Source organism: Bartonella sp. CR127HXZ (assembly GCF_042194555.1).
Classification (GTDB): Bacteria; Pseudomonadota; Alphaproteobacteria; order Rhizobiales; family Rhizobiaceae; genus Bartonella; species Bartonella grahamii.
Genome location: NZ_JBHIMZ010000027.1, coordinates 1 through 7,237, shown reverse-complemented (window position 1 = coordinate 7,237; position 7,237 = coordinate 1). Strand labels below are relative to the sequence as shown.

Here is a 7,237-nt window from a genome sequence, read left to right as displayed (position 1 = left end):
GAGCGGTTTCTTTTGCTCTTTACGACTAGTTTATAGACAGAGGAAAAATCGAGATCTTTTGCTACGAAAATGTTGACCAGTTCGCCTTGAAATTTTTCTAAGGTAGGAGGGATATTGATTTGATTTTCAAGGGCAATACTGGCGGCCTCTTTTCCAGTGTTGTTTGCGCCTTCAAAACCGCCGCCTCCAGAGTTGTTTGAACCTTCTTTATTGGAATTGCCTACTATTTTATTTGTTAGGGCGGTTGTGGCACCATCAATAACGGTCAACAAAAGGGAAGAGCCAAAGCGTTCCCACCAATGGGTGTTGATGTTGCCATCAAAACCGGTTCTGCCTAAACTGTCGGTTGCGGGTGAGGCAAGGTCGATGATGACACCGGTTGGGGTTTTTGCTCTTGTCCAGAGCACAAAGAGGCGAGATTGACCTTGTTTTATCCCTCCGCGGTATTCGCCAATCACTTGGGTTCCTTTATCAAGCAAAACAACGCGCCCATTGTCAGAGAGGATATCACGGTTGATGATGCAGCTTGCAAAGCCTGGTTGCTCACTGTTTAATGCAGTTTCTAAGATACAGGGGATAGAGGTTCCCATGGCGATGATAAAGTTTCTATTGCCGATGAGTTTTGCTTTTGTTTCTTCTGTTTTGGTAGGCTTTAAGAGGGTCGCAAAATTTTGTGTGTCTTGAAGGGCAGGAGAATTTTGCGCATTTGCGAGATTTTCGAGGGCATGGAGTTTGTCAAAGGGGTTGAGAGTCGTGTTGACAATGTCTTTTAATTGAGATTTAGAACCTTTGGCAAAAGCTAAAACAGGGGCGCGTCTTGCGGCATCAAGTAATGGGTCATCTTTTTTGGGTTCTTGTGCGAGTGGTTGTGGGGGTGGTAAGGTTATTGGCGCTATGTTTGCACGCGGGTCAGAGGGCGCGAGCTCTAAAGGGGCGAGGGAATTGTGAAAGTTTTGTGCTTGTTTTTTATGAGCTTTTGCGGTGTCTTTTTGTTCTGTGGGGGTGGATAAGATGTTCCAGAGCACATAGCCGCAGATTCCTATACAGGCTATTGCGACAACTATTTTTTTGCCGGCGGTTTTGGCGCTATTGTTTTTGCCATCCCCAATAGATCCTCGATCTTCGATGATTGGTTTATCACTCATAAGTTGTCCCCTTCAATTCCCGCTTATTTAAAGATCTGATGCAATTTTACGTTCAACAGATGGTGAGGTTGTTCCGGTATTTGGATTTGTGCCTTTTGGTTGATAGGCTTCGTTAAAGACACATAGGACGTTTTTTCCCTGTCTTAGGGTGAAGCGCGCGCTAATGGCATGGACAATAACCATGTTGCCTCTTGTGGTTTTTGGAACCAGCGATTCTGTACCGTCATTGCTGACAATGTAAATGGCAGGGATTTCTTGGTTGTCGGGAAATGTAAATGTTGTTGTTTTGCCATTGTCATAAACGGAGGCGGGTTCGAGCGTGCTTGATCCTTGAGCGGTGTAAGCCCAATTGCGTGGTCCATAGGTTTCAGAAGCGTTGAAGACACTATCAATACGCTGGGCTTGTTGTTTTTCTTGTCGCATAAGGGCTGCGAGTCTTCTTTGTTCTGCTTCTTCTTGTGGGTAGCGAAATTTCACAAGGAAATATGTTTCTTGTCCAGAGGAAATTTCCCCATCTTTGATCGTAAGTTCAAATTGATAGGAGCGCTTTGAGCCATCAAGCTTTGTGGTGACGACTTGGAGATTGGTAATGGGTTGGACTTCCCGCGCTTTAAGGAAAAGAATATTGCCAGCGGGGGCGACTTCCCATGCAACGCTGTTGCCAATTGCCACATGGGCAATTTCTTCATTGGGAGAAAATTCTATTTGTACCGATGAGCGTATAGAGCCAATAATTTTTGTGACATTATAGGCATCATAGTTGATAAAGCGAATGCGGCTATCGCTTGGCGCACGGGTGGGAAAAATACTGGCATGGCTCAAGGCTATAGGAGAAAGGGTAATAGCGATGTTAAGAATGAGAAAAAGAATTTTTTTTGTCATGATCAGTTGACCACTTCCGGATCGGTTCTATATTCATTAACAATAAACCCTAGAGGATTTATCAAACGGTTTTGGACAGAGATAGGGGCATTGATGTATTCAAAGGTAAGTGTTGCAACCCAGTGGGTGATGAATTCTTTTTTGGTTTCGTTGTCATGAATGGTTCTGTAGTAACGCACTTGGGCAACATCGTCATTGATAAAGGAGATTGATTTTATTGTTATTGTAACGGTGGCGTGTTTATAGAGAATTTGAGGACTTTGGGGATTTCTTGCTCCATACCAGCTGGCAAATCTTTCCTGTTCTTCAGAAGAAGAGAGGAGAGAGACGGTTTGGAAGTTGTGTTGTGTTTCTTCTGTGGTGAAGCCTTCACGGGAGCGGACATATTTTGCAGCAAAGTAGCGTGTGATTGCTTCGTCGACATTGGTGGGACCTTCTTTTAAGGCTTCCACAACTTCAACAATGCCGGTTGAATTGTCCACACGGATGACAAAAGGTTCCACGGTTTTAAGGGGGGTGAGGGTGATGACCGCGAGAGAAGACATTATTGCAACAGCAACCGCGATGCCGGCAATGGCAAGCGAGACGCGGGTGGTGCGGCGTGAGGCGAGCATGCGATCTTGATCAAACGAGCGTGCTTCAGCAATGTATTGTTCTATGTCTTTTTCTTTCATGCTTTTTGCCCGCAATTTTTGTAAGATTTGATTTCTTCATCCGTTAATTTTTGTGCCAGAAGCATTTCCAGCTTCCCTTCTTTTAGGGGTGAAGGGGTGTTGTTACTGATGATAATGGGCGTGGGCGTGGGTTTTTTCCCTTCCCAATTCCACATTGATCTGTTGAGTGGACGTTTAGAATATCCATCACACTTTGGAAGTGACTTCAGTGTGTTTGGTGAAGACATACAGCCACTGAGGAAGAGAAATGGTAAGATGACCCCAATTTTTTTAAATTCCCGCATTTTCATTTTAGCCCTTTTTTAATAGTGATGCTAGTTTTTTAACGCCCTTCGTTATCGTGTTGGCTGTTGCTTTAGCAGCTTTACCTGTTAGTTGAGCCGTTGTTTTAGCGACTGGTCCTGATCCTGTAAGAGAAGCCCCCCCAGAGGCTAAAGCTGATGCGATATCAGGGAGTCTGAGGAAAAGAAAAATACCACCAATACCAACAACCAAGAATTGAATTAAAGTAGTGAAGATATTGTCAATACCTCTTGAAAAAACGTTCATTGAAATGTTAACATATAAACCACCAAGCAGCACGACTAACACATATAAAATGATGAAGTTTGCAACTTGCCCTAACCATGCTTCTGTGAATTTTCTGGTTGAGGAAAATATATAGAGGCTTATGAAGAGTGGTCCTATTGATAGGACAAGAAATGATCCCAGTTTAGCAAATAATGAAACAACAAAACCGACTAGACAAAAAAAGGCAGCAACTACTAGGCAGATAAAACCAGCAATCCATGTCGCAATAAACATCCCCATTTGAGTCAGACCTGTGTACTGGTTTGCTGCGTCCAAAACCTGTGCTCCAGCTTGGTTCATCATATTGTCCCATACATTTCGATCCACATGTGCTCCTTGTGTGACATTTGAAATGGCATTTGGCAGATCATGGAAAAATATACCACTGACCCACTCATTATAAAGAGCAGCGTTTGTGGCAAGTGAAACAACGATGCCGAGTTTGAAAGTTGTCACTATAAATTCCCATAAGGGCATGGAAGAGCGCCCATAGATGATATTGTAGCCCATAAATATAATGTAAATTGTACAAGACAGCTTAAGCGGAGCACCTAAGCTTGATGAGAGATTGTGAATGATTTCATTCATTGTCTTTGTAATGGGATTCATCAACATATCATCTATGTCAGTAAATACGCCTTTGGTTACTATTGCCATTTAGATGCTCCGTTATTTATCGTGTCTTAATGGTTATTTTGTTGTTGTTCAGCTTCTCTTTTAGCGCGTTCTCTTGCTTCTCGTTTAGCTCTCATTTTTTCAATCCAAGCGTCTTGTTCAGCTTTCAATTTTTCCATTGATTTGCGATTTTCTTCTTCAATTTTACGACTTCTTTCTGCTGCTTTTGCTTCATACTCTTTCTGAAGTTCTAAAAATGCTAACCGCATGTTTTCACAATTTTTTGAAGTTCCTGCAAATCCACATTTCGCATCCCATTCTAGGCGTAATTTTTCATCTTTTTTAAATTCTGCGACGCTATAGGTTTTTTCACATCCAGCAGCGATAATTCCAGTGCAAAGCAGCAATGTTGTTATGAGAACTTTATTCATAGATATTCCCCTTTTTCCTTTCAGTTTTTGAGGTTTGAGCACAATTTTTAAATTATGCTAGGTTATCGGTTTTTATAACCAGTGATGATAAATCTAGGGCAGCGACATAATGTTGCCATAAATCTATTGTATAGTCTGTAAGGTTCTTTAAGTTGAGCAGCTAAAGCGCAATAGATGTTATCCATTGTTTTTGTAATGGGATCCGTTAACATATTGTCTATCTTAGTGAATATGCCTTTGCTTTCTACTGCCATTGAGATGCTCCGCTCTTCATTATGTCTTAATGGTTATTTTGTTGTTCTTCTGCCGCGCGCTCTTTTGCTCTTCGTTCTTCTTCAGCGCGTTCTTTTGCTCTTTGTTCTGCTAATTTTTTTTTAGTATTAGCTTCCATTTTTTCAATCCAAGCTTTTTGTTTCGCCATAAATTCTTCATCTCTTTTGCGATTGTTCTCTTCCGCTTGACGCGCTCTTTCTTCTGCTTTTGCTTCATACTCTTTCTGAAGTTCTAAAAATGCTAACCGCATGTTTTCACAATTTTTTGAAGTTCCTGCAAATCCACATTTCGCATCCCACTCTAGGCGTAATTTTTCATCTTTTTTAAATTCAGCGACGCTGTAGGTTTTTTCACATCCAGCTGTGATAAGCCCTGTACAAAGTAGCAATGTTGTTATGAGAACTTTATTCATGATTAATGGGTGTCCTGTTGTTGTTTAGCTTTAGCGCGCTCTTCTGCTTTTCGTTCTTTCTCTTGTTGTTCAGCTTGCCTTCTTTCATATTCAGCTTGATTTCTTTGAATCTCCTCTCTCAATCTAATTCTGGTTTTTTCAAATGCTTTATCAAGGTTCTCTTGAGCTTTACGAGCTCTTTCTTCAGCTTTCGCTTCATATTCCTTTTCAAGTTCAAGTTGTGCTAATCTTAGGTTTTCACAATTTTTTGCAGTTCCTGCGAATCCACATTTAGCATTCCACTCTTCCATCAATTTTTTATCTTTTTTAAATTCTGCAACGCTATAGGTTTTTTCACATCCAGCTGTGATAAGCCCTGTACAAAGTAGCAATGTTGTTATGAGAACTTTATTCATGATTAATGGGTGTCCTGTTGTTTTTCGGACTCTTTTTGTTCTTGATTATCTTCAAGAAGTTCATTTGCAAGGTTATGGTAATATTCCTTTTGAAGTTCAAGTTGTGCTAATCTTAGGTTTTCACAATTTTTGGCAGTTCCTGCGAATCCACATTTAGCATTCCACTCTTCCATCAATTTTTTATCTTTTTTAAATTCTGCGACGCTATAAGTTTTTTCACAGCCAGCTGTGATGAGCCCTGTGCAAAGTAGCAATGTTGTTATGAGAACTTTATTCATGATTAATGACTGTCCTGTTGTTGTTTAGCGCGCTCTTCTGCTTCTCGTTCGGCTTTTTCTTTTGCTTCTTGTTCTTCTTCAGCGCGTTCTTTCGCTCTTTGTTCTTCTAGTATTTTTTTAGTCTCAGCCTCCATTTTTTCAAGTTTAGCCTTCATTTTAGCTTTAAATTCTTCATCTAGTTTGCGATTATGTTCTTCAGCTTTTTTCCGGCGTTCCTTTTCAAGTTCTAAAGCTGCTACTCTTAGGTTTTCACAATTTTTTGAAGTTCCTGACCATCCACATCTTGCTCCCCATTCTTCCATCAATTTTTCATTTTTTTTAAATTCTGCGACGCTATAAGTTTTTTCACAACCAGCCGTGATGAGCCCTGTGCAAAGTAGCAATGTTGTTATGAGAACTTTATTCATGATTTATTGTCCTGTTTCTTTTCAGATTCTTGTTTATCGTCATTTGTCGAGCCAAAGCCTCTCCAATTTTTACGGGTTTCAAATTCAGCTTGCTCTGCATTTTTACAATTTTTCGAATTCAAATCCCCTGACGTCAAACATTTCACTAATACTTCTTCCATCAGTTTTTTATTTTTTTTAAGTTCTTCTACGCTGTAGGTTTTTTCACAACCAGTCGTGATCAGCCCTGTGCAAAGTAGCAATGTTGTTATGATGATCTTGTTCATATTCAAGCCCCTCTTTTTTCCTGTTTATTGACCACGCAGTTTTTGGGCTAAAGCTTTGGTTCGTGCTTTAAATTCTTCCATTTCACGTCTTTCTGCAGCTTTTTCTTCTGCTTGTTGAATCATCATGGCAGCTTGCATTTGTAGTATTTTTGCTTGGAGGTCTGCTTGTACCGCTGCTAATTGTGCTTGAATGCCTTGAATTTTACCCGCATCTTCAGTACTTCCAAGTTCGTCAAGGAGCTTGGTAATGTTTTTTTGTGTTTCACTGGCTTCTTCGTAGACGTCTTGTCCTTTTGCTGCTTGTCCTACTACGCGCTGTTCAGCTTTTTTCACTTCTTGTGCGTAAAAAGCATCCACTGCCTCTTTTGATCCTGCGCCCCCCGCGGGTTCTTTGTATTTAAGTTCTTCTTGCCATTTTTGCGTGTTTTTGCTGCCGCCACCACCGCCACCGCCGCTGCCCATCGATTGTTGAAAGTGGTTAAAATCTGAAGGAAGGGCGCCACTGCTCCCTTGCTTGTTGAACATGTCTTTCAATCCCGAGATGTCAGGCTTGACATTCAAGGAGTTATATAATTGTTTCGCTTGATCGAGTTGGCTCTTTAATTGCTCAAGCTGTTGTGCACCTTGTTGAACTTGCTGTTTTGCTTTATCAACTTGTTGCTTCAATTGTTCAAGTTGCCCTATGTTTTGCTGCAGTATGCTCCAATCAAAGGGACCACCTCCAAATGCATTTGCTTGAGGTCCGAAAGAAATTGCGCAAAGGGCTGTTGCCAATAAAAGTTTTTTCATTGTTTTGACCTTTCTTGGAAAAGAGGAAGCCATTTTTCTGGAGATTGTCCAACTTCATCCATAATGGTCTCTAGGAGTTCAATATTCTTGGTGGTGCCAC

At 41.0% G+C, this 7,237-nt stretch carries 12 protein-coding genes; all 12 read right to left on the bottom strand.

Annotated features, from left to right (window positions below):
- Positions 1–1,145, bottom strand: a 1,145-nt coding sequence (gene virB10, locus ACFIKY_RS08575) for a type IV secretion system protein VirB10 (RefSeq protein WP_375661704.1), incomplete at its 3' end; no start/stop codon positions are given.
- 27 nt (positions 1,146–1,172) lie between these two features.
- The gene (gene virB9 / locus ACFIKY_RS08570) at positions 1,173–2,027 is read right to left on the bottom strand and encodes a P-type conjugative transfer protein VirB9 (RefSeq protein ID WP_375661703.1); all 855 of its coding nucleotides are present in this window, start codon (positions 2,025–2,027) and stop codon (positions 1,173–1,175) included.
- Positions 2,028–2,029: 2 nt separating this feature from the next.
- Positions 2,030–2,701, bottom strand: a complete 672-nt coding sequence (locus ACFIKY_RS08565) for a virB8 family protein (RefSeq protein ID WP_375661702.1) — start codon at positions 2,699–2,701, stop codon at positions 2,030–2,032.
- Entirely contained in the window at positions 2,698–2,985 is a 288-nt protein-coding gene (locus ACFIKY_RS08560) for a type IV secretion protein VblB7 (RefSeq protein ID WP_375661705.1), read from the bottom strand. The genes ACFIKY_RS08565 and ACFIKY_RS08560 overlap by 4 nt, the downstream gene beginning before the upstream one ends.
- A 7-nt stretch (positions 2,986–2,992) precedes the next feature.
- The gene (locus tag ACFIKY_RS08555; protein ID WP_375661701.1) at positions 2,993–3,928 is read right to left on the bottom strand and encodes a type IV secretion system protein; all 936 of its coding nucleotides are present in this window, start codon (positions 3,926–3,928) and stop codon (positions 2,993–2,995) included.
- A gap of 26 nt (positions 3,929–3,954) precedes the next feature.
- Positions 3,955–4,317, bottom strand: coding sequence for an EexN family lipoprotein (locus ACFIKY_RS08550; protein WP_375644470.1), 363 nt, complete (start codon positions 4,315–4,317; stop codon positions 3,955–3,957).
- Positions 4,318–4,597: 280 nt separating this feature from the next.
- On the bottom strand, positions 4,598–5,002 hold the full coding sequence (locus ACFIKY_RS08545; RefSeq protein WP_375661700.1) for an EexN family lipoprotein: 405 nt from the start codon (positions 5,000–5,002) through the stop codon (positions 4,598–4,600).
- A gap of 2 nt (positions 5,003–5,004) precedes the next feature.
- Positions 5,005–5,397: an EexN family lipoprotein gene (locus tag ACFIKY_RS08540; RefSeq protein WP_375644472.1), complete on the bottom strand. Its 393-nt coding sequence runs from the start codon at positions 5,395–5,397 to the stop codon at positions 5,005–5,007.
- 2 nt (positions 5,398–5,399) lie between these two features.
- Positions 5,400–5,675, bottom strand: coding sequence for an EexN family lipoprotein (locus ACFIKY_RS08535; RefSeq protein ID WP_375655740.1), 276 nt, complete (start codon positions 5,673–5,675; stop codon positions 5,400–5,402).
- A gap of 2 nt (positions 5,676–5,677) precedes the next feature.
- Entirely contained in the window at positions 5,678–6,082 is a 405-nt protein-coding gene (locus tag ACFIKY_RS08530; RefSeq protein WP_375652738.1) for an EexN family lipoprotein, read from the bottom strand.
- On the bottom strand, positions 6,079–6,348 hold the full coding sequence (locus tag ACFIKY_RS08525) for an EexN family lipoprotein (protein WP_375661699.1): 270 nt from the start codon (positions 6,346–6,348) through the stop codon (positions 6,079–6,081). Before ACFIKY_RS08525 ends, ACFIKY_RS08530 begins: the two co-directional genes overlap by 4 nt.
- Before the next feature lie 24 nt (positions 6,349–6,372).
- Positions 6,373–7,137, bottom strand: coding sequence for a type IV secretion system protein (locus tag ACFIKY_RS08520; protein ID WP_375661698.1), 765 nt, complete (start codon positions 7,135–7,137; stop codon positions 6,373–6,375).
- Positions 7,138–7,237: the final 100 nt, after the last annotated feature.

Bases quoted from the DNA above. Each gene is read 5' to 3' on its own strand.
- ACFIKY_RS08545 (WP_375661700.1), bottom strand. From the start codon at position 5,002: ATGAATAAAGTTCTCATAACAACATTGCTACTTTGTACAGGGCTTATC.
- ACFIKY_RS08550 (WP_375644470.1), bottom strand. From the start codon at position 4,317: ATGAATAAAGTTCTCATAACAACATTGCTGCTTTGCACTGGAATTATC.
- ACFIKY_RS08525 (WP_375661699.1), bottom strand. From the start codon at position 6,348: ATGAACAAGATCATCATAACAACATTGCTACTTTGCACAGGGCTGATC.
- ACFIKY_RS08560 (WP_375661705.1), bottom strand. From the start codon at position 2,985: ATGCGGGAATTTAAAAAAATTGGGGTCATCTTACCATTTCTCTTCCTC.
- virB9 (WP_375661703.1), bottom strand. From the start codon at position 2,027: ATGACAAAAAAAATTCTTTTTCTCATTCTTAACATCGCTATTACCCTT.
- ACFIKY_RS08530 (WP_375652738.1), bottom strand. From the start codon at position 6,082: ATGAATAAAGTTCTCATAACAACATTGCTACTTTGCACAGGGCTCATC.
- ACFIKY_RS08535 (WP_375655740.1), bottom strand. From the start codon at position 5,675: ATGAATAAAGTTCTCATAACAACATTGCTACTTTGCACAGGGCTCATC.
- ACFIKY_RS08555 (WP_375661701.1), bottom strand. From the start codon at position 3,928: ATGGCAATAGTAACCAAAGGCGTATTTACTGACATAGATGATATGTTG.
- ACFIKY_RS08520 (WP_375661698.1), bottom strand. From the start codon at position 7,137: ATGAAAAAACTTTTATTGGCAACAGCCCTTTGCGCAATTTCTTTCGGA.
- ACFIKY_RS08565 (WP_375661702.1), bottom strand. From the start codon at position 2,701: ATGAAAGAAAAAGACATAGAACAATACATTGCTGAAGCACGCTCGTTT.
- ACFIKY_RS08540 (WP_375644472.1), bottom strand. From the start codon at position 5,397: ATGAATAAAGTTCTCATAACAACATTGCTACTTTGTACAGGGCTTATC.